1 protein-coding gene and 1 pseudogene are annotated in these 1221 nt (G+C 47.8%); both read left to right on the top strand.

From position 1 onward, the window contains the following. Nucleotides 1-416, top strand: a pseudogene (locus EXE42_RS15685) (hypothetical protein); the annotation flags it as partial. A gap of 86 nt (nucleotides 417-502) precedes the next feature. Next, nucleotides 503-922: a hypothetical protein gene (locus EXE42_RS15680; RefSeq protein WP_137695013.1), complete on the top strand. Its 420-nt coding sequence runs from the start codon at nucleotides 503-505 to the stop codon at nucleotides 920-922. The last annotated feature ends 299 nt before the right edge of the window (nucleotides 923-1221 follow it).

Genomic DNA, 1221 nt, shown 5'->3' with positions numbered 1-1221 from the left:
CAATCACTACTGCCATCGTTTCAGGCTACAGGCGAATGGCTGATCCCGGCGACAAAGCAGAGAACTACTATCGGGCCGCACATGCGTATCATCGGTTGTTCGATGACTTACGTGACTTCATCAAACTAGAACTCGCTAAGAAGGACGTCGGTCTTGATCAGATGGAATCCCGTTATGAAGACTTGGCTGAACGTCGGAGAAACTTGAACGAAGACATGCCGGAAGTAACCAGTAGATGGTACGAGAAGCTTGACGAATCGATTTACGACGAAGTGGACACCACTGATAACGCCAAAGAGCGCCTCGCTGGTGAGGCCCAATTGTATCAACCCGGACCGAACCACAGTCTCTCCGACGAAGAAGTCGCTGATCGACTGGCTGACGAAGCCGAGTTAGAGGATGAAGGCGGGAAATAAGACCCGAAAAGCCAGTTCAAGACAAAGCTGAAGCGATCTTGGGTTCCGGATATAGATTTACATTTTTGGAAGAAGGAGATTGGGCTATGATTGAATCGGTTGCTACTGCTATCGCTTCGGCGGTGGCGCAACAATCTGCGGGAAAAGTCCGAGAGATAATTGAACAATCTGAATCTCCAGAAGACGCGTGGAAGAAATCTTGCTATGAGGTAGCAATCAAAGTGAGAACCTCGTATAAGCAGAATCAGGAAGTAGAAATGGCTGATGACGAGCAATTTAGTAGAGATTTGGAGAACTTTGGGAATATGGCCCGTGAGTTAGCAGTCTACGGTGACATCAAGGGATTTGATGAGGAGCTACAGGGGAAGGTTGAGGAATTAGCTGAAGGATGTGCTAACACCGCGAGGAGCAAATCGGGAATCGGAAACACTCTAGAATCTAAATATCAAGATGAAGACATACCATCGATTTTAGAATACATTATTGAAAATAGTAATGATGAATAACACTTTATCAGACGAGACTTTCCCGATAGAGGTTCTATTCAATCAGGCCGTCGACTATGTGTCGACAGCTTGAGTGCGGACTTCCACCATCGGCAACATTAAAGATGGTCGTGTGATTCGGACATAGCATACACATTACCTATTATGGCAAGCGATTCTCTCTCCCAGCGGAAGGCCCAACTGGACAAGGAAGAGCGTGAACATCTCGAAGACGTCGTCACCGAGATGCGCGAGCGCGTTGAGGACAACGTCGAGTTCCAGCTCACGCAGAAAGGTCTCGACGGCGAACCAGCAGACTT

This window comes from Halorubrum sp. SP3 (assembly GCF_005435195.1).
Lineage (GTDB): Archaea > Halobacteriota > Halobacteria > Halobacteriales > Haloferacaceae > Halorubrum > Halorubrum sodomense.
Note: the sequence above shows the minus strand (reverse complement) of the source record. Positions and strands in the feature narration are given on the sequence as shown.